The 20,308-nt window shown below is 28.3% G+C and carries 16 protein-coding genes, 2 pseudogenes, 1 riboswitch and 2 other annotated features; of the genes and pseudogenes, 4 read left to right on the plus strand and 14 right to left on the minus strand.

All coding sequences use genetic code 11. The features are described from left to right. Positions 1–124: 124 nt before the first annotated feature. Positions 125–340 (minus strand): hypothetical protein, encoded by a 216-nt coding sequence (locus JWF52_RS06165; RefSeq protein ID WP_208332555.1) that lies wholly within the window; start codon positions 338–340, stop codon positions 125–127. Between the two features lie 442 nt (positions 341–782). Between JWF52_RS06165 and JWF52_RS06170 the strand changes: the two genes are divergently transcribed. Continuing rightward, entirely contained in the window at positions 783–1,676 is an 894-nt protein-coding gene (locus tag JWF52_RS06170; RefSeq protein WP_208332558.1) for a LysR substrate-binding domain-containing protein, read from the plus strand. Positions 1,677–1,737: 61 nt separating this feature from the next. Here JWF52_RS06170 and JWF52_RS06175 read toward each other — a convergent pair whose 3' ends face one another. The 13 genes from JWF52_RS06175 to JWF52_RS06235 all read right to left on the minus strand — a co-directional run bounded on the left by JWF52_RS06175 (position 1,738) and on the right by JWF52_RS06235 (position 18,050). Next, entirely contained in the window at positions 1,738–3,801 is a 2,064-nt protein-coding gene (locus JWF52_RS06175) for a sigma-54 interaction domain-containing protein (protein WP_208332560.1), read from the minus strand. Positions 3,802–3,935: 134 nt separating this feature from the next. Then, the gene (locus JWF52_RS06180; protein ID WP_208332562.1) at positions 3,936–5,129 is read right to left on the minus strand and encodes a M24 family metallopeptidase; all 1,194 of its coding nucleotides are present in this window, start codon (positions 5,127–5,129) and stop codon (positions 3,936–3,938) included. A gap of 49 nt (positions 5,130–5,178) precedes the next feature. Continuing rightward, positions 5,179–6,738 carry an AbgT family transporter gene (locus JWF52_RS06185; RefSeq protein WP_353654881.1) on the minus strand — a complete coding sequence of 520 codons (1,560 nt, stop codon included), beginning with the start codon at positions 6,736–6,738 and terminating at the stop codon, positions 5,179–5,181. Between the two features lie 31 nt (positions 6,739–6,769). Then, positions 6,770–7,942 carry a MalY/PatB family protein gene (locus JWF52_RS06190; RefSeq protein ID WP_208332564.1) on the minus strand — a complete coding sequence of 391 codons (1,173 nt, stop codon included), beginning with the start codon at positions 7,940–7,942 and terminating at the stop codon, positions 6,770–6,772. A gap of 468 nt (positions 7,943–8,410) precedes the next feature. Then, entirely contained in the window at positions 8,411–9,598 is a 1,188-nt protein-coding gene (locus JWF52_RS06195) for a metallophosphoesterase family protein (protein WP_208332566.1), read from the minus strand. A gap of 321 nt (positions 9,599–9,919) precedes the next feature. Next, positions 9,920–10,708 carry an EAL domain-containing protein gene (locus JWF52_RS06200; protein WP_208332568.1) on the minus strand — a complete coding sequence of 263 codons (789 nt, stop codon included), beginning with the start codon at positions 10,706–10,708 and terminating at the stop codon, positions 9,920–9,922. 46 nt (positions 10,709–10,754) lie between these two features. Next, a riboswitch (cyclic di-GMP riboswitch) is annotated at positions 10,755–10,838 on the minus strand. A 123-nt stretch (positions 10,839–10,961) separates the two neighbouring features. Continuing rightward, entirely contained in the window at positions 10,962–11,735 is a 774-nt protein-coding gene (locus JWF52_RS06205; protein WP_208332570.1) for a TatD family hydrolase, read from the minus strand. A gap of 19 nt (positions 11,736–11,754) precedes the next feature. Further along, complete coding sequence (gene metG / locus JWF52_RS06210) at positions 11,755–13,692, minus strand: methionine--tRNA ligase (RefSeq protein ID WP_208332572.1); 1,938 nt, start codon at positions 13,690–13,692, stop codon at positions 11,755–11,757. Between the two features lie 47 nt (positions 13,693–13,739). Further along, positions 13,740–13,960: a binding site (T-box leader), on the minus strand. Between the two features lie 147 nt (positions 13,961–14,107). Then, the gene (locus tag JWF52_RS06215) at positions 14,108–14,833 is read right to left on the minus strand and encodes an amino acid ABC transporter ATP-binding protein (RefSeq protein ID WP_208332589.1); all 726 of its coding nucleotides are present in this window, start codon (positions 14,831–14,833) and stop codon (positions 14,108–14,110) included. A gap of 11 nt (positions 14,834–14,844) precedes the next feature. Further along, on the minus strand, positions 14,845–15,567 hold the full coding sequence (locus tag JWF52_RS06220; protein ID WP_208332574.1) for an amino acid ABC transporter permease: 723 nt from the start codon (positions 15,565–15,567) through the stop codon (positions 14,845–14,847). A 24-nt stretch (positions 15,568–15,591) separates the two neighbouring features. Continuing rightward, on the minus strand, positions 15,592–16,419 hold the full coding sequence (locus JWF52_RS06225) for a transporter substrate-binding domain-containing protein (protein ID WP_286184023.1): 828 nt from the start codon (positions 16,417–16,419) through the stop codon (positions 15,592–15,594). Between the two features lie 265 nt (positions 16,420–16,684). Further along, positions 16,685–16,893 (minus strand) — a binding site (T-box leader). 72 nt (positions 16,894–16,965) lie between these two features. Then, positions 16,966–17,487, minus strand: a complete 522-nt coding sequence (locus JWF52_RS06230) for a spore maturation protein (RefSeq protein WP_208332578.1) — start codon at positions 17,485–17,487, stop codon at positions 16,966–16,968. Next, entirely contained in the window at positions 17,487–18,050 is a 564-nt protein-coding gene (locus tag JWF52_RS06235) for a nucleoside recognition domain-containing protein (protein ID WP_208332580.1), read from the minus strand. Before JWF52_RS06235 ends, JWF52_RS06230 begins: the two co-directional genes overlap by 1 nt. A gap of 149 nt (positions 18,051–18,199) precedes the next feature. On the opposite strand from JWF52_RS06235, the pseudogene JWF52_RS06240 reads away from it, so the two are divergent. The 3 genes and pseudogenes from JWF52_RS06240 to JWF52_RS19640 all read left to right on the plus strand — a co-directional run bounded on the left by JWF52_RS06240 (position 18,200) and on the right by JWF52_RS19640 (position 20,160). Beyond that, positions 18,200–19,629: pseudogene (locus JWF52_RS06240) on the plus strand (nicotinate phosphoribosyltransferase). Positions 19,630–19,770: 141 nt separating this feature from the next. Continuing rightward, a pseudogene (locus JWF52_RS19635) lies at positions 19,771–19,863 on the plus strand (AsnC family transcriptional regulator); the annotation flags it as partial. Positions 19,864–19,887: 24 nt separating this feature from the next. Continuing rightward, complete coding sequence (locus tag JWF52_RS19640) at positions 19,888–20,160, plus strand: Lrp/AsnC family transcriptional regulator (protein ID WP_353654885.1); 273 nt, start codon at positions 19,888–19,890, stop codon at positions 20,158–20,160. The last annotated feature ends 148 nt before the right edge of the window (positions 20,161–20,308 follow it).

Below are 20,308 nucleotides of genomic sequence, written 5' to 3' on the forward strand. Positions count from 1 at the left end.
TCTCTTAAAGTGTAGTCATACATGTCCAAAATCTCAACAAAGCTATTACTCTTTGAATCAACTGTACCAACCACCCTTAAAATGCTAGTTGAATCTAATGCAAAAGTATCAGTTCCATATTCTTTTAACTTATTATATATCTCTCTCTTTGAACCGCATACAAAATAGGCATAGTCATACTTAATACTTGCTCTATTAAAAGCACATAATATAATCTCCTTCCATTATCTATTAAAAAGTTAGGTATTTGAATTTTATATCTATATAAATCATCTTCTAAAAAACATTGAACTGCTTCTTTCCAATACTTTATATAATGGTAATCTATATTTTTATGCAAATCTTTTATAATTATAAATTAAATAAAGAATAAAAAAGAACTGCCACATGGCAATTCAAAATTAATTCATGCGACAGCCTCTTTTGTTTATTAAAAGTATAAAAAAGAATCTATCGTATTAAATTGATACATTCAAAGCTAATTTTATATAAAATTGAAAATAAAAAAATCTATGTGAATTAGTTATACCAATGGATGTAAATTTAAGTTCTCGATTTTGAACGTATCTTATTGCCCTACTAATTAGAGTTATATTCCAGTTGGATTACTAGATTATCAAACACCAAATGAAGTTATCAAAAAAATAACTGGATTCAAAGTTTTGCTTCCAGTTGCTTAGTGATTCACATGTAATTTGTCTGATTGAAATTTTATATTAATTTGACTAGCATATCAAAGTAAAATATAATATTTTTATTATAATATTGTAGGATGTGATTACATGAATCTTGACCACTTACGTTCATTTTATATGACTGCTAAGTATAAAAGTATCTCCAAATCAGCTAAAGAACTACATTTAACTCAACCTGGCTTAAGTATGCAAATACAAAATCTAGAAAATGAAATAGGTGTAAACTTATTAGAAAGAAGCTATAGAGGGGTAGAACTTACTGAAGAAGGGAAAATAGTTTTTGATTACGCTGATAAAATGTTATCTTTAGAAGATAATTTACAGATTCATCTTAAAAATTTACAAGGTAAGAGACAACCTCTATTAATAGGTTCTTGTAAAAGCATTGGCGAATATGCACTACCTTGCAGTATATATACATTTAAACAAATCTATGAAGACATAGAAATATCTCTTGAATTAAATAATTCTGATACAGTAATAAATGAATTAAAAGAAAAACATATAAATATTGGAATAATACAAGAATCTAATATTGATAATGAGATTATTTCAATACCTATACTATCTGACAGATTGGTTTTAGTAGGTGGATATGATCAAGACATAGATAAAGTTACACTAGATGAACTATTAAGTTTACAACTTATTTTAAGAGAAGAAGGTTCTGCAACTAGAAATATTTTAAAAAATCATTTTAAAAATAGTAATTTAGATTTTGAAAATTTAAATGTTATTTATTCTCTTAATTCTCAAGAAGCTATTAAAAATTCTATTTCTCTACAAAAATGTTTTTCATTTTTGCCTGAAGTCTCTATAAGACAAGAACTTAGATCTTCTAATTTAAAAAAGATTGATGTAAGTGGATTTAATATAGAATTTAATTATTATATTGCTTATCGAAAGAACTATACATTGACTAAATATGAAAAAATATTTATAGATTTTTTATCATCTCCAAAGAGATGTTTTTGCTATTAAATTAATATAAATTTTATAAGGGTATATTTGAATATAAAAGTTTTCAAATATACCCTTAATTTTATAAGTTTTCTACTAATTTTATACCTTCCATAAGCATCTTAGTTCCGCCTCTGCCTTTAGAAATTGATATTAAATTAATACTTTCTAGTTTTGTAAGTATTGTTCTAACTTCTTGTTCTGAGAGATTAATTCCATGTTTTTTTGATTTATCAGATATAGCTTTACGCCCTATCGATAGACTATTTTTATGAGCTTCACTTATTAATTTTAATACAAATAAGTACTCTTCTATTCGGTTTCCAGAAATTCTTTTTAATTGTTCTAATTCAGATACAATTTTTATATTTTCTACATTATTATCCGATTTTCGTCTCTCTTTAAATGAAACTGGCAAATCTTCTTTTTTTATTAGTTCATCTCCTATATAGCAAAAATATTCTACATAATTTCTAAGTTCTCTTATATTTCCTTCCCAATTGTGATTTTTAAACATTATCATAACTTCTTTTGAAAGTTTAAAATTACCACCAAACTCATTCATAGCCTTATCAATTAATAAGAATATATCTTCTCCTCTATCTCTAAGGGGAGGTAGTTCTATGGGTAGTGTACATAGCCTATAATATAAATCTTTTCTAAATTTACCTTTATCAACTAAATCAGAAATTTTTTCATTTGTTGCTGCAATTATTCTTACATCTACATTTATTAGTTTATCCCCACCTAATCTCATTACTTCTTTTTCTTGAAGAACTCTAAGTAACTTTATCTGAAGCATAGGGCTCATAGCTTCTATCTCATCTAAAAATAATGTACCCTTATGTGCAAATTCAAACAGCCCTAGCTTTCCACCTTTTTTAGCTCCTGTAAAAGCTCCATCATTATATCCAAATAATTCACTTTCAAGTAAATTATCAGGTATAGCTCCACAGTTTATCGCTAAAAAGGGATACTCACTTCTTTTAGACTCATTATGTATTGCATTGGCAAAAAGTTCTTTACCTGTCCCACTTTCACCAGTTATTACTATTGATGCATTTGATGTTGCCATTTTTTTAGCTAGATTTTTAGTTTTTTCAATAATTGCAGATTTACCTAAAATATCATTAAAAGTATATTTTGCATAATGACCTTTATTAGATAATTGAGCTCTCATTTTAAGCTGTTTATTTTCTTCTTCCATAAATTTTTGTAAAATAACAAAGGCTCCCATATATTTATCCATTCTTATAACAGGCCTCACGGATATAACTATATCAACATTATTTATTTTTATTAGTTTATGGTTTATTTCTTTCATATTTATTTTAAAATCTTCAAATGGTATCTCTTTTAAGCATTCCTTAGCATTTTGACCTATTATATCTTTGCATTCAAGACCAATTATTGATCTCGCTTTTTTGTTATAGGCATAAATGTTATTGTTCTCATCAACTCCGATTACACCCAGTTCTAGAATTTCTAGAAGAATAGAGAAGTTACTTTCAAGATATATAGATTTATTAAACAAATGATCTATACTATAATTTGACCTAGGTAAACTTTGAAAATATTTCTTGAAATTTTCCATCTCTAAATAGTTCTCTAAATTTAACTTAAGTGCAATTTCAACTATTGTATTTATAGATAAAACTCTATCACCTATATCAATTATTTCTTTATTAAAATTATTAGTATATCTAGTTTCCCCTGGTGTTATAACTATATCATAGTTAGGCAAATAATCATCACTTGAATCATATGGAATAAATTTAATTTGATTTATACCCAGATCCGTTAAATGAGCAATAGTTTCTATAGACATTCGTGGCGTTATATTTACAACTAATGCCTTTGTACCATCTGGAACTGATTTTAGTTTTTCTAGGCTTTCTTTAGCTATAGTTCTTTCTATTATAACCGTATCATTTTGTTTAGATAATTTAGACTTGGCTATAACATCTCCTCCAAAAGAACAAGTAGTAACTACGTATAAATCATGGTTTCCCTTATTAAATCTTTGTTTTTCTCCTACCCACATAGTATCTAACGCTATTGCATCTCCAAACAAATTAGATAAAATTTTTTCATAAAATAAAGCTGCCTCTTTATCATAAGTTACTATACATACTTTTTTCTTCATAAATACCCTTTCTATAATTAAAATCTGCTTTTATTATACCTTACCCATCTACATAGCTTCAATGTGATACTTCTTCCAAAATAAAAGTAAAAGGGTTCATATATAAACTATATGAACCCTTTTAAACTTTACTATTACTTGCAATTATTTTTATTTAGCCAATGAGAAGTAATTGGAGTTAGTACCTCACACCCATCTTTAGTAACTAAAATCATATCTTCTATATTAAAACCACCAAATCCTGTCATATAAAATGGTGTCTCTATACAAATAATCATACCTTCTTCTAGTTCTCTATTTTCATTTATTGAAACAAATGGAGCATCTGCAGTTTGAGGTCCCATACTTATACTGTGTCCTAAATGCCCTCTTTCATAGAACTTATAATCTGCCTTTACATGATTAAATCCTATTTTAAACAATTCATTAAAAGTTAGACCTGGCTTTATAGCTTCTATCATTAACTTTTGTGCTTCACAAAGCTTTTCTTTTATTTCATATGCTATAGGATGTGCATCTCCTACAATCCAAGTTCTAGAAAAATCGGTTGTATAAAAATTAGTATCTCCATTTACACCACCATCAAATTTTACTATGTCTCCATTTTGTATTTTTCTATCTGTAGATCTACAAAGCCTTCCTGAGTTTTCACCAGCGCAGAAAGAAGACCATCCGCTTGGTAAACATATCCCAGACTCCATTACCTTTTTACAATAAATATCAAATAACTCTTTTTCAGTTCTTCCTATCTCTACAAATTGACTTGTATAATTTAATGCTTCATCTGCAACTCTTGCAAGCTTTCTGAAATATTCTATCTCATCATCTTCTTTTACTGATCTAGACTCTAAAAACAAATTATATATATTAACAAATTTAGCTTCTGGTAATCTTTCTTCTAGTGATTTGTAATAGTTAACAGGTAAATAATCTAACTCTAATCCTACTGTTTTGTTTTGTAGTCCAAGTTCCTCTATTGTCTCAACAACAACATCTAAAGATGTAACAAATCTAGGGTTTAATTCTACTTCTTCATTAGCAATTACTTGTTCAAGAGTTTTTGCTCCAACCCATGTACTATATTTCTTAACATCACAATCCATGTAATCTGAAAAAGCCTCTGATTCAAAATCCATTCCTATTGCTACAGGCTTAGTCTCTTCGCTATTATCTAAAACTGCTACTGCAAAGTGCGGTTGTCTAGATACTGTGTGTTGATGTGAAGAATATGCTGTTATATAAGTAAAATTCTCTGGAGAATTTACTATAGCACCATCTATATTATACTTTTTAAGTAATTTTTTTATTTTTCTAGTCTTTGGTTTCATGATAATCTCTTCCTTTTTTATATGGTTTAATTTATTTTAAAATTAAATACTACATAGGATAGAATAATGGTGCTCCTGGACCTAATGGTAAGTTTAAGAAGTACCATACTATAAATAATACTATCCATCCTAATAAAAATGCTATTGAGTAAGGTACCATAGTAGTTATTAACGTACCTACTCCGGCTTTTTTATCGTACTTTTGACAGAATGCAACTATTAATGCGAAAAATGGCATTAGTGGTGCTATAACATTTGTACAAGAATCTCCTATTCTATAAACAACTTGTGTTAATTCTGGAGATAATCCTATTCTCATAAACATTGGTACAAATATAGGAGCCATTAAAACCCATTTAGCCGAATCAACTGCTATAAATATATTTATTATCGCAGTTAACACTATGAAACATAATATTAATGGTAAACCTACAAATCCTGTCTTTTCTAAAACTTGAGCTCCATTTACAGATATTATTGTTCCAAGATTTGAATAGTCAAAGTACTTTATAAATTGACCTGCAAAGAATATAAGAACTAGGAATCCCGTTATTCCTCCTATACCTTTAACCATTAATTCTATTATATCTTTATCATTTTTAACTACCTTTGCTCCTATTCCGTAGAACATTCCTGGTACTAAGAATACTCCACCCATTATAGGAATTATACTACTCATAAATGGAGAGCTTAAAATCCCCCCTGTTTCTGGATCTCTTAACACCCCATTTTCAGGAATTACTAAAACTAATATAAGTACAACATATAATAACAGTGATATTAACGCAAATTTCATTCCTCTTTTTTCTAAATCAGTTATATCATTAACTACTTTTTCTTCTTCTTTAGCTTTATACTCACCTAATCTTGGTTCAACTATTTTTTCTGTTACATAAGTAGCAACCGCTGTTATTAAAAATGTTGACACTACCATAAAGAACCAATTTGAAGTTGGCTGAACTAAATAATTTGGATCTAGCATATGAGCTGCCTCAGTGGATATACCAGCAAACATTGGATCGTTACTACCTATTAATAGATTTGCACTCCATCCTCCAGAAACTCCGGCAAATGCCGCTGCTAGACCCGCGATTGGATGTCTTCCAAAACTCATAAATATTATTGCTCCTAATGGAACTAACACAACGTAACCTGTAGATGATGCTATATTTGATACAATACCTAATAATACAACCATTGCCGTTACATATTTTCTTGGAGTTACTTTCGCTATTTTTCTTAATCCGGCTGATAAGAATCCCGTTCCTTCTGCAACACCAACGCATAAAATTACCACAAACACTGGACCTAATGGGAAGAATCCTGTAAAATTACTAATTACATTAGTAAACATAAATCTTATACCATCTGGTGATAATAAACTTTGAGCTGTTACAGTATTTTTAACAATTTCTCCTGTTGCAGTATCTACCATATCATAAGAAACACTTACACCCATATTACCCATAATTGCTGATACTGCTATTACCAAAGCACTTAATATTATAAATATTGTAGCAGGATGAGGAAGAGAGTTACCCACTCTCTCCACTGTATCTAATGATCGTAGTACAAAACTTTTCTTTTGTTTTTTCATTCCAGCTTGCATTTTAATCCCCCTAGTTAATTTTTTATTTTATTTAAAGACCAAGAACTGCTTCTTTTAGCTGATTCATTGCTTTTTCTAATAATAATCTTGAACAAGCAACGTTAAGCCTCATATATCCTTCTCCACCTTCTCCGAAGCTTCTTCCGTCATTTAATCCTAATTTAGCTTTATTTATAAAGAAATCAACTAAATCATCTCCATCTAACCCTAAATCCTTACAATCAAGCCACATTAAGTATGTACAATTTGGTCTATTTGGCTTTATTTGAGGTATATTTTCTTTGCAGAAATTAATAATGTAATCTATATTTCCTTCTAAATATACCAGTAATTGATCTAACCACTCTTCTCCATGTTCATATGCAGCCATGTTAGATACCAAGCTAAAACAATTATTTCTCTTAGAATCTAATCTTCCTTGAACATCTTCATACTTCTCTTTTAACTCAATATTTGGGAATACTGTTGTTGATACTTGTAATCCAGCTAAGTTAAACGTTTTCGTTGCTGATATACAAGTTACAGTATTTCTTGCAAACTCTTCTGATATAGAAGCCATTGGTATATGCTTATTTTCCCAAAGCATTAAGTCTGAATGTATTTCATCAGATATAACCATAACTCCATTATCTAGGCAAATTTTCCCCACTTTAGTTAACTCCTCTTTTGTCCAAACCCTACCTACTGGATTGTGTGGATTACAAATTATTAAATACTTAGCACCCTGTTTAGCTTTTTCTTCTAAATCATCAAAATCTATGTAATAGTCTCCATCTATTAAATGAAGAGGATTATATAATAACTCTCCTCCCCAATCTTCAACTGCTGTGAAAAATTCTGAATAAACAGGTGGCTGTACAATAACCTTTTTCCCTCTTCCTAAAAATTCTCTCATAAAGTGACACATCATAGGCATTACACCTGTTGAATGAGACATATATTTTGTATCTATATCCCAGTTATTCTTTTTCTTTTGCCACTCTTTTACTAATTCGAAATATCTTTCTGGTCTTGATGTATATCCAAACATACCTTGATTAGCTCTATCTATCATAGCATCTATTATTGGTTGAGCTGTTTTTAAATCCATATCTGCTATCCAAAGCGGTATTATATCTTTCCTTCCAAATTTATTTGCTGCTTCATCATGTTTTGCCGAATAGTTTTTGCTACGATCCATTATTGGATTAAAATCGTAAATCATAACTATACCTCCTTAAAATTTTTTATACTATTGTTTTAAGCAATATGTATGCCAAATTCACATCAATGAAAACATTTTCATTTTATTGTATAATAAATTACACTCTTAAACAATACAACAATGTTAATATTTAAACATTATGCGACATTTTTCTATAACTTAGTATATTAAATTTATTTTTTTATAATAATTGGATATTATTATAGCTATGATTATTCAATCATTTTATGGAAATTGGTTATTTTATATGGTTGGTTTTTAGGTTACTTAATAACCACTTTAGTATATATATTATTAAAGTAAGATAATTCTATCTAGTATTTAGTTAAATATAAAAAAGTGTAATTAAACATATAAAATCAAGCTTTTTATGTTTAATTACACTTTTTTATGTTTATTACAAAAGATTAACTTAAAAAATTAAAAAAATCTTTTTATTTTCCTTAAAAATATAATAGAAGGATTATTCTAATAAAAATCTATTGTTATTGTTTCATTATTACACATATTTTTTATAAAATCTATGTCGATTTTATTTAAATTATTTATTCTTATTTCATATCCATTATGTTCACATATGAAATAAGGATCTACATCATTTTCTTTATAAAAATAAATGCTAAACCATTTTAATTTATTTTTATCTGAAAAATCACTTGTTAAAAGATTTACTATATTTTTATCTTTTTTTACTTTAAAAAATATTTGGTTATGATTTGAGTTAGTTTCAGTTTCCTCTTCTTCTAATACATTCAACTTTGACCTTATCTCACTAATTACTTCTAATTCATTATTCAAACAAGACAATTGAATAACGTCACTTTCTTTAATCAATTTTTCAACTATTAAAGGGAAAAATGACCAGTCTATAGGAATTATATCTGCATCATATTTAGAACTTATAGAAACGTCACAAATCTCTTTTTTTATTTTATTAGTATATATATTAGAATAAGGATCTGGAACATTGTCATTTATACATTGTTCAACTACTTCATATGCATCATGTTTTAAATTTTTAAAATAAATACTTTCTTCACCCTTATTAATGTCTATTACAACAAATTTAATAGTATTATTATTTAAAGAACTTATAGCTCCAGGTTTTATTATTTTATAATTTTCGTGAGTTTCTAAACATTCAAGATGATTATCTGCAATTAATAGATAATCATGACTATTTATATTTAATGTTTGTTCTTTTTTTGAAAACTTCTCAATAGAATTTTCTGTTATTATAGTTGTTAAACTATTACCTCCAAAGGAGTCTAAGTGTTCACAGTTTGAATGAATCATAAAAAATTTTCTCCCAAATAATTCAATAGACTTAGATAATGGTAATTTTTTAATTCTATTTATCCGACTCTTTCCTAATTTTTCTATTGTCCATAACTCATGTGACTCTTCTTCATCAAAGAACAAACAATCATCATGATTATAATTGATTAATTCATATTCTTTATTACCCATAATATTTATAAATCTTTTATCATTCATAACTATATCAAATACTTCGCATGGATTAGGACCATCTTGAATAAAATCACCAAGGTTTAAAATATAATCTATATCATATTTTTCTTCTATATATTTTAAGAATTTTCTTAGTGAATGAATATTAGAATGAATATCAGAAATAATGCATATTTTACCCATATAATATAGTTCCTCCTTTTCTAATTAAAAATACCTCATCATTATATAGTGAATAATATTTATATATATTTTTACAATATATAATGTGTAAATGGTCATTTCTTAGACCTAAATGGTTATTTTATCAGAAATATTACTTTTATGTATATAACAAGTTCTAAAATTTTAATTAAAAAAATAGTAAAGAAGTATTAATAATTAATACTTCTATTTGTTTGAAATCTTTAAAAATACTTACTCTTTTATATTCCAAAGAAATAGCACTTATTTAGTAAATAAGCGCTATTTCTTATTAGAATGATTATCTAAATTTTTTATGTATTACATCATTATCATTTCTGTATATTTTTTAAATGGTACTGGACGTGAGTAAAGATATCCCTGACCATAATCTATTCCAAGATTCATAGCTATATTATGATCATCTTGTGTTTCTATTCCTTCTATAACTACTTTACATCCTAAGCTTTTTCCCATATCAACAATTCCCCTTAAGACTTTAAGCTTTTTTTCTTTATTATCACTAGGCTTTGGTAAAAACTCTCTAGGTATTTTTATTTCAACAAAATTAATATTACATAATCTATAATAAGAAGAATATCCTGTTCCAAAATCATCTATTGATATCTTATAACCTTTTTCATCTAATTTATTTATTGTTTCTATAATTCCTTCATATTCATTTATAGGGTCTGTTTCTAGTATTTCAAGTATTATTTGTTCTGGGTTAATTGAATATTTCTTTGTTATTCTTAATATGTCCTCATATATAGAAGGACTCTTTAATGTATTTATAGATATATTTATAGAATATGTGTTATAAATAAAGTTACTTTTTATTATATCCTTACACATTTTTTCAAATACATGTATATCAAACTCATATTCTTTATCTAAATCTCTTATTATTTCTATAAATTCTAGTGGAGGTACTAATCCAAACTCGGGATTATACCATCTACTTAAAATCTCCCATGATATTATATTTCTATTTATTATATCGACTTTAGGCTGATATACTATGCTAAATCCAGGCTTATCATAAGATAAAATATCTTCTCTTATTGCCCAATATTTTTCTTCAAATTTATTTATATTCAAAGGCCCCATATTCCCTCCCATTATTTTATATAAAAAAAGACTAAAAACATCAGTAGATATTTTTAGCCGGTTGTACCAATAACTCCACATATTCTAGGTACCCATATACAGAATATGCTTCAAAGTATCTAACTATATATTAAACCCTCTATGGTATATATGTCTATTTATTTATATGTATTTCTGTTTTTTTATAAAAATATGCTTCATATATAAGAAAAAGCACATAAAATCTAGTTAGATTTTATATGCTTTTTCTAATTTATTTATTTATACCAAAGAATTTCTTAGCATTTTCTTTTGTAGCTTCACATACTACTTCATAAGATATGCCTTTTTCTTGTGCTATCTTATCTGCAACAAATTGAACTAATGATGGATCATTTCTTTTCCCCCTATGCGGCTCTGGTGCCATATATGGAGAGTCTGTTTCTATTAATAAATACTCTAGAGGTATTTCTCTTACTACCTCTCTAGTTTTTTTATTATTTTTGAAAGTTACAGTTCCTGGTATAGAAATATAACAACCCATTTTTATATATTCCTTCGCTAATTCTACATTTCCACTATAACAATGTAGTACACATCCTATTTCAGAACTTTTAGTATTTTTGATTATTTCAAAAGTATCTCCATGTGCATCTCTATCATGTATTATTATAGGTAGTTTTAATTCATTAGCTAATTCTATTTGCTTTTTAAACCATTCTTTTTGTACTTCTCTAGGAGAGTTATCATAGTAATAATCAAGACCTATTTCTCCTATTGCAACTACTTTATCATTTTCAGTGGCTAATTTTCTTAAAGTATCTATTGCTGTATCATCAAGTTCACCTACATCATGCGGGTGAACTCCAACAGCTGCATATATAAAATTGTACTCTTTTGAAAGTTCAATAGCGCTTATTGATGTTTCTATATCTGCACCTGGATTTACTACTAAATCAACATTCTTTTCCTTTAAAGACTTTATTAGCTCTTCTCTATCTTCATCAAATCTTTCATCGTTTAAATGTGCATGTGAGTCAAATAACATATTTTATTCTCCTAACTAATTAGCGAACTTCGCATCCATCCTTAGCACCTGTTGCTGTCGGAACTACTAAATCGTCTCCGTCATTTCCAGCTGCTAATATCATACCTTGAGATTCTACACCTCTTAATTTAACTGGTTTTAAGTTACATACTACTATAACTTCTTTACCTACCATATCTTCTGGCTTATACCAAGATGCTATTCCAGATACTATTTGTCTTGTTTCTGGCCCTATTTTTATTTGAGATACTAATAATCTATCTGCTTTTGGATGTTTTTCACAGCTAATTACTTTACCTACTCTTAGTTCTACTTTATCTAGCTCGTCTATTGTTATATTTTCTTTGTGCTCTATTGGTTCTTCAACTACTTCATCTTTTTTCTCTGAGAATAGTTCATTTAATTCTTCTACTTCTTTTTCTATATCTAATCTTGGGAATAAAGATTCACCTTTGTGAACTTTAGTATTTTCTCCTATAAGACCAAATGTCTTAGTACTTTCCCAAGTTGTTAATTCTTCATTTACTATACCTAATTGACAGTATATCTTTTTAGCTGTTTCATTCATTATTGGGTTTATAAGTGTAGCTATTATTCTTATAGATTCACATAAGTTATATAGCACAGTATCTAGAGTATCTTTATTAGCTTCATCTTTAGCTAAAGCCCAAGGCATAGTTTCATCTATATACTTGTTAGTTCTTCTTATTAGTTTCCAAGCACTTTCTAATGCTTCATTAAACTGAAGTTTATCCATTTCTTTTTCAAAGTTTTCTACTGATAATTTAGCTACTTCTTTTAAGTCTGCATCAAATTCAGTATTTACTTTTGCCATTGGTATTATACCATCATTGTACTTTTCAACCATTGCAACTGTTCTACTTACTAAGTTTCCTAAGTCATTTGCTAAATCTGAATTTAATCTTGTTACAAAGTTTCTATGAGTATAGTTTCCATCTTGACCAAATGCAAATTCTCTTAATAAGAAGTATTTTAATGAATCTACTCCGTATCTTTCTATCATTTGTTCTGGATAAACTATGTTTCCTTTTGATTTACTCATTTTATCATTATCAAATAATATCCATCCATGTCCATATACTTGTGTAGGTACTTCTTCACCTAAAGCCATAAGTATTGCTGGCCATATTATAGTATGGAATCTCATTATTTCTTTACCTACTATATGAACGTTCGCTGGCCAGAATTTCTTGTATTCTGAATCATTTTCACTCATATATCCTAGAGCTGTTATGTAGTTACATAAAGCATCTACCCAAACGTATATAACATGCTTTTCATCAAATGGTACTTTTATACCCCAGTCAAATGTAGTTCTAGTTACGCATAAATCTTCTAATCCTTTATCTAAGAAGTTAGCAACCATTTCATTTTTTCTTGATACTGGGAAGCAAAAGTTAGGGTCAGCAAATAATTCTCTTAATCTATCTTCATATTTAGATAATTTAAAGAAATAAGCTTCTTCTTTAGCTAAATAAGTATCTCTTCCACAATCAGGGCACTTATTTCCTTCTAATAATTGAGATTCTGTCCAGAAACTTTCACATGGAGTACAGTATCTTCCTTCATAAGCACCTTTGTATATATCACCTTGTTCATATAACTTAGTAAATATCTTTTGGATTATTACCTTATGTCTATCTTGTGTTGTTCTTATGAAATCATCATATGATATGTCCATCGTGTTCCATAAGTTCTTTATATCTGCTATCATTCCATCTAGGTATTCTATCTCTGTCATACCTTTTTCTCTAGCAGTTTTTTGTATTTTTTCTCCGTGTTCATCAGTTCCTGTTAAGAATTTTACATCATATCCACAGAAACGCTTAAATCTAGCTATTGCATCTGCTGCAACAGTTGTATAAGTATGTCCTATATGTAAGTTACCACTTGGGTAATATATAGGCGTTGTTACATAAAAACTTGGTTTAGTCATGTTATTACCTCCTATTTATTGTATAAAAAAACTCGCCTCCTATAATACATAGGGGCGAGATTAATCACGGTACCACCCTAATTTATCTATATTTATATAGATATCTTAGTAGACTTTTAACGGGTCTAATCGTCTTATCTTAAAGACTAAGTCGTTTGGATAAGAAAGCTCCAAGGCCATGTTCAATAATTTCTTTAACGCTAGCTTTCACCTAATCTAGCTCTCTGTAGAGAAAGTCCTTATTTACTCTTCTTTTCATAGCTTATTAATATTAAACTCTAATATTAGTTTTTACTTATTTTTAATATCTTATACAGTAGCATTTTATTTATAAGTACTATATGCATTACTGTATGAAATAGTACTTATATCATAATATATATTCTTTTTAATGTCTATGGTTTTGTAATCAAAACTATATAACTTTATCCAAAAATTGTTTAGTTCTTATATGACTTGGATTATTAAATACCTGATTAGGATTGCCTTCCTCTAATACATACCCCTCATCCATGAATACAACCTTATTAGCTACTTCTTTTGCAAATCCCATTTCATGTGTCACTACTGCCATTGTCATTCCTTCATTTGCTAATTCTTTCATAACATCTAATACTTCTTTTACCATTTCTGGGTCAAGTGCTGATGTTGGTTCATCAAATAACATTACGTCTGGCTTCATAGCTAAAGCTCTTGCTATAGCTATTCTTTGCTTTTGTCCTCCTGACAATTGGTCTGGATATGAATCTTTTTTATCTTTAAGACCCACTCTATCTAATAAAACTAGTGCTTCTCTTTTAGCTTCTTCTTTAGAAATATTTTTTAATTTCATTGGTGCTAATGCTATATTATCTAATACTGATATATTTGGAAATAAGTTAAAGTTTTGAAAAACCATACCTATATGTTCTCTAGTTTTGTTTATATCACATTTCTTATCTAATATATTATTACCCATAAATAATATATTTCCATCATTCGGTTTTTCTAATAAATTTATACATCTTAACAATGTACTTTTTCCTGACCCACTTGGTCCAAGTATTGCTACTATTTCACCTTTTTTTATTTCTAAATTTATATCTTTTAATACTTCTAATTTACCAAATTTTTTTTGATATTTTGTATTTTTATCATATATATAACCTCCTTTTAAGCTACGTCTACTACTTCATTCTTTTTATTAAATACTTCTACGCTCTTTAATGTCTTGTTGTGTAGTCTATATTCAAGTAGTCCAACTAGCTTCGATAGACTAAATGTAAGTACAAAATATATTAAAGCTGCTACTATTAAAGGCTCAAATGCTAGGTAAGTTGTTCCCCTTACCACATCTGCCTTATACATTAAATCTGGTATCCCAATTACTGAAACTATTGAAGATTCTTTTATTAAAGATATAAATTCATTAACTAATGATGGTAGAGAGTTTTTCAAACCTTGAGGTATTATTATATATCTCATACTCATAAAATAATTGAATCCTAACGATCTACTTGCTTCCATCTGTCCCTTATCTACTGACTGTATTCCTGATCTTAATATTTCAGCTATATAAGCACTTGAATTTATAGATAAAGTAAATATTGCAGCTACAAATTCAGATGATAAAGGTCCTATACTAGGAAACTCTATACCTAGCCCAGGAAATCCAAAATAAACTATTGATATTTGTATTAGTAAAGGTGTACATCTTAAAAATTCAATATACGAACTTGCTATAAATTTTAATATTTTACTTTTCGATATTTTTAACAAACAAACTACTATTCCTAACATAAAGCCTAAAATCAAAGTAATTGCTGATAATCCAATTGTTGCTTTTGTTCCATCTATAAAATACTTAGAGTATTCACTTAAAAATCCAAAATCCATTTATTTGTACCTCCATAATGCCTTTTATTGAGCTAACTTAGTAGCTTTTTCAACAAACTCATTTATTTTATTTTCTTTAACTAATTTATTTATTGCCTTATTCACTTCTCCTACTAAAGACATATCCTCAGTTTTATTAATAGCAATTGCAGAACCTTCTGTATTCCCTTTACCTAAATCAATATTGGCATCTACTATATTTAGATATTGTTTTAAATAACCTTTAGTTGTTTCTTTACTTAAAACTATCGCATCAACATTTCCATTGTTTAATTCTAAAACTACATCTGATATTTTACTTAATCCCTTTATATTAGTTGCTTTTAATATGTCTGTTGCTATTTGTTCTTGTAAGCTAGATTTTTGAACCCCTATTTTCATATCTTTTAGACTTTCTATTGAATTAAATTTATTTAAATTTTCTTTATTAACTAAAACTGTGTGTTCCCCATTGTAATAAATATCTGTAAAGTTAACTGCTTTTTTTCTTTCTTCTGTTGGACTCATACCTGCAACTACCATATCTACAACTCCTGATTTTAAAGCTGGCAGTAATCCGTCAAATTTCATATCCTTTATTTCTAATGTTACTCCTAGTTCTTTTGCTATTTCTTTTGCCATTTCCATTTCAAATCCAACTATTTCATCTTTTCCATCTATTACTTTATGGAACTCATATGGTGGATAATCAGCACTTGTTCCTATTACTAAATTTCCTTTTTCTTTTATTTGTTCTAATTGTGTAGATGATTTATTTTCATTTGACACTTTTTTTGATGAGCTACATCCTATCACTCCTAAAGCTAATACTCCTGATAAAGCTACTATAATTGATTTCTTTAAATTTTTCATAATATTACCTCCCATTTGTAATTGATTATTAATTGATAATAAAACTATCTAAATATACTAGGTTTCCCTCACTTCTCTTAAGTTTTTAAAATAAAAAAGCCTCTTAGCATAAATGCTAAGAGACGAATTAACTCGTGGTACCACTCTTATTGATAAGATACTAAATATAAAATTAGCTTCGCTCATACCGCCAACGACCTTTAAAGCCAGGTTCGTTGCTTAAACTTAATAGTTAGAAACTAAAAAAGTCCCTTGGTTATAAAAACCAAGAGACGAAGTATTCCGCGTTACCACTCTTATTGATAAGTAATCTTATCCACTCTATCCCTTAAGGCGGGCAAACCGATTACCATACTATTACTTCAAGTAATCTTCTCCAAAGCTCTCTTCACTATAATCATCTTTGCTAGGCTCACACCAACCCCAGCTCGCTGAAAATCTGACTAAAGTTACTCTCTTTTTCATCGAATTTTTTTATTAATTTAGTATAATTATAGACTATTATTTAAAATTGTCAATATCTTTTTTAAAATTTATTTTTTAATTTTATGTAAGCAAAACGTAGCAGATAAATACAGATGCTATAACTCCTGCTATATGACAAATCATAGCGCAACTTAGTGTATGCCTTGTATTTTTTATTTTTAAACTACCATAATATATTGCCATTGTATAAAATATTGTCTCTGATGCTCCTACTATTGTAGCTCCCATTTGTTCTATTGTTGTATCTATCCCCACCCTTGATGCAAGTTCAGTATACATTCCTAAAGCGCCACTTCCTGATAATGGCTTAACTATTATTAACCCTATTAATTCCTTTGGTATACTAAATAATTGCGCTATTGGAGAAAATATAAATTCTAACATTTCAATACCTTTTCCAGATTTAAATATACCTATTGCTAAAAATATCCCAATTATGTACGGTACTATATCCCATGCAGCTTTAAGACCTTCTATTGCGCCTTTTACAAAACTATCATATATGTCTATTTTTTTATACTTACCATATGCTATTATGTACAACATTATAAGGGGTACTAGTATATTTGAGAATAACTCCATTATCTATACCTCCTTTTTCTAGATTCAAATAACTTACAAGTTACTATAGCAATTATTGTTGAAATTGCTGTTGCAAATAATGTTGTAACTATAATTTCTGATGGATTTTGTGAGCCTAAATCCATCCTTATTTTAAGCATTGTAAATGGAACTAGTTGGATTGAAGATATATTTATAACCATAAACATTACCATATCGTTACTTGCTGTATCTTTTTTAGGATTTAGAGTTTGTAGTTCACTCATTGCCTTTAATCCAAATGCAGTTGCTCCGTTACCTGCTCCTACCATATTTAAAGCTATATTCATTACCATATAAGACATTGCCTTATGTCCTTTAGGAACTGATGGAAATAACTTTCTCATAAGTGGGTTTAGTTTTTGCCCTATTTTTTCTATAAGTCCTGAGTCTTTAGCAATACCCATTATTCCCATCCAAAGAGCCATTACTCCTGCTAAACTTATAGCAAATTCAACTCCATGAGATGCTTCATTTAAAATAACTTTATTTAATTCTCCTAAATTATTTGAAAATATACTTCCTATTATTCCGATAGCAAGCATATAAAACCATATTCTTCCTATTTTAATCTCCTCCCTTCTAAGTAATTTTATGATAGGTGGGTTATACTTTATACTTGAAAGTTGTACTATATTGTGTTTTAGTATATATGTGGGGTCTTTTATAAATTTTATTATTAAGGAGAAATATAATGAGAAATTTAACACTTCTTACTGATTTATATCAACTTACGATGTTAAATGGATATTTTGAAAAAAATGTTCATGAAGATATTGTTGTGTTTGATATGTTTTTTAGGAAAAATGCCTGCAACAGTGGATATACTATAGTTTGTGGTATAGAACAGTTTGTTGAATATATAAATAACATTCACTTTTCAGATGAAGATTTAGAATATTTAAAAAGTTTAAAACTTTTTTCTGATAAATTTTTAACTTTTTTAAAAGATTTTAAATTTACAGGTGATATATATTCTGTTGAAGAAGGAACTATTATGTTCCCTAATGAACCTATTCTTACTGTAAAAGCACCTCTATACCAAGCTCAACTTATAGAGACTGCTTTGCTTACAATTGTTAATTTCCAATCACTTATAGCAACTAAAGCGTCTAGAGTTTGCTTTGCTGCACAAGGAGACCCTGTTTTTGAGTTTGGTCTACGTCGTGCTCAAGGTCCTGATGCTGGTACCTATGGTGCAAGAGCTGCTATGATAGGGGGATGCTCAGCAACTGCTAACGTATTAGCAGGTAAATTATTTGATATACCTTTAATAGGTACTCATGCTCACAGTTGGGTTCAAAAGTTTGATACTGAATTAGAGGCTTTTGAAGCGTATGCTGATATTTATCCTGATAAATGTCTATTACTTGTAGATACATATAATGTATTAAACAGTGGGCTTCCTAATGCTATAAAAATCTTTAAAGATTTAGAAAAAAACGGTTACAAACCATCAGGTATTAGGTTAGATTCTGGTGATCTTCAATATTTATCTAAAGAATGTAAAAAGGTTTTAGATAAAGAAGGTTTTTCAGATGTTCGTATTACAGCTTCTAATGATTTAGATGAATATACTATAACTTCATTAAAATCTGAAGGTGCTGCTATTAATTCTTGGGGAGTTGGTACAAAATTAATAACATCAGCTGATTCACCGTCTCTTGGTGGTGTTTATAAATTAGCTGCATCTTATAAAGGTGATATCATCCAGCCAAAAATTAAAATATCTGAAGATCCAGAAAAAATAAATAATCCAGGATATAAAAAAGTAGTTAGAATATACAATAAAAATAATAAGGCAGAAGCAGATTTAATTATGCTTATGATGAAGTTATTGATGAATCTAAACCTTTGACTATATTCCATCCAATTTATACTTGGAAAACTAAAACATTTGAAAATTATAGGATTAAAGAGCTTCATAAGCCTTTATTTATAAATGGTAAATGTAAACATGAAAGAAAAAGCGTTATGGAAATAAGAGATTATACAAAAAATGAGCTTAATACTTTATGGGAAGAATATAGAAGAATATCAAATCCACAAACTTATAAAGTTGATTTATCTGAAAACCTTTGGAACTTAAAAGCTCAAATGATTGATTCTAAAAAATCTGTGTAAAATAGCTTAAATTAACATTTATTTTAGGACAATAATATACACTCTTTAAAATATTGAAATGTAAAATTATATTTACATAATCTTACTCAAGGGGGATTAAAACATGGATATTACAGATCACAGAATTATAGACATCTTGCAAAAGATGGTAGAGTTTCTATGAAAGATTTAGGTAAAATAGTTGGACTAACTTCTCCGGCTGTTTCAGAAAGAGTTAAGAGATTAGAAGAAGCTGGTATTATAGAAGGATATAAAGCTATAGTAAATCCTGATGCTTTAGGAAGAGTTATAAAAGCTTTTATTCATATCTCTTTACCTAGCAATAAGTACGAAGCATTTATTGAAGATGCTCGTCAAGATCCTAGAATAGTAGAATGTCACCATATAACAGGTGATGACTGTTCAGTTTTAAAAGTTATTGTTAAAGATATGTACGAGCTTGAAGCTGTTATAGATTCTATAAAGAAAATAGGTTCAACTAAAACATCTGTTATATTATCAACACCAATTCAAGCAAAATCAATTTTATAGTAAAAATTTACTTTGCTCAAACGACCTAAACCTAGGCTGTTTACTCTAGAAACGTGTTGGCTAAATATTTTAAGCTTAGGATAGCTAGAATTATAAATCATCTATAAACTATATAATTTATAATTCTTTAACATAAAAATACTCTGAA

It is taken from the genome of Clostridium sp. CCUG 7971, assembly GCF_017590215.1.
Classification (GTDB): Bacteria; Bacillota; Clostridia; order Peptostreptococcales; family Peptostreptococcaceae; genus Faecalimicrobium.

Bases quoted from the DNA above. Each gene is read 5' to 3' on its own strand.
- JWF52_RS06175 (WP_208332560.1), bottom strand. From the start codon at position 3,801: ATGAAGAAAAAAGTATGTATAGTAACTTATGATAAAGAGGCAGCTTTA.
- JWF52_RS06200 (WP_208332568.1), bottom strand. From the start codon at position 10,708: ATGGGGCCTTTGAATATAAATAAATTTGAAGAAAAATATTGGGCAATA.
- JWF52_RS06225 (WP_286184023.1), bottom strand. From the start codon at position 16,419: ATGAAAAATTTAAAGAAATCAATTATAGTAGCTTTATCAGGAGTATTA.
- metG (WP_208332572.1), bottom strand. From the start codon at position 13,692: ATGACTAAACCAAGTTTTTATGTAACAACGCCTATATATTACCCAAGT.
- JWF52_RS06205 (WP_208332570.1), bottom strand. From the start codon at position 11,735: ATGTTATTTGACTCACATGCACATTTAAACGATGAAAGATTTGATGAA.
- JWF52_RS06230 (WP_208332578.1), bottom strand. From the start codon at position 17,487: ATGGAGTTATTCTCAAATATACTAGTACCCCTTATAATGTTGTACATA.
- JWF52_RS06220 (WP_208332574.1), bottom strand. From the start codon at position 15,567: ATGGATTTTGGATTTTTAAGTGAATACTCTAAGTATTTTATAGATGGA.
- JWF52_RS06180 (WP_208332562.1), bottom strand. From the start codon at position 5,129: ATGAAACCAAAGACTAGAAAAATAAAAAAATTACTTAAAAAGTATAAT.
- JWF52_RS06190 (WP_208332564.1), bottom strand. From the start codon at position 7,942: ATGATTTACGATTTTAATCCAATAATGGATCGTAGCAAAAACTATTCG.
- JWF52_RS06235 (WP_208332580.1), bottom strand. From the start codon at position 18,050: ATGCTTGCTATCGGAATAATAGGAAGTATATTTTCAAATAATTTAGGA.
- JWF52_RS06195 (WP_208332566.1), bottom strand. From the start codon at position 9,598: ATGGGTAAAATATGCATTATTTCTGATATTCATTCTAATATTCATTCA.
- JWF52_RS06185 (WP_353654881.1), bottom strand. From the start codon at position 6,738: ATGCAAGCTGGAATGAAAAAACAAAAGAAAAGTTTTGTACTACGATCA.
- JWF52_RS06170 (WP_208332558.1), top strand. From the start codon at position 783: ATGAATCTTGACCACTTACGTTCATTTTATATGACTGCTAAGTATAAA.